Genomic DNA, 230 nt, shown 5'->3' on the forward strand with positions numbered 1-230 from the left:
CCTGACACACATGGCCGCCTGCGCACCCTTTACGCCCAGTGAATCCGAATAACGCTTGCAGTCTCTGTATTACCGCGGCTGCTGGCACAGAGTTAGCCACTGCTTCCTCTCCGGGTTAAGTCAGGCTGCAATCTGTTAAATTGCAGCGTTTCTTCCCCGGTGACAGAGGTTTACGACCCGAAGGCCTTCATCCCTCACGCGGCGTCGCACCATCAGGCTTTCGCCCATTG

General features: G+C 57.0%; 1 rRNA gene. It reads right to left on the bottom strand.

Annotated features, from left to right (window positions below):
- Window positions 1–230 (bottom strand): 16S ribosomal RNA (locus ACTHSX_RS10940); the annotation flags it as partial.

Source organism: Neisseria sp. P0014.S002 (genome assembly GCF_051958295.1).
Taxonomy (GTDB): Bacteria; Pseudomonadota; Gammaproteobacteria; order Burkholderiales; family Neisseriaceae; genus Neisseria; species Neisseria flavescens_B.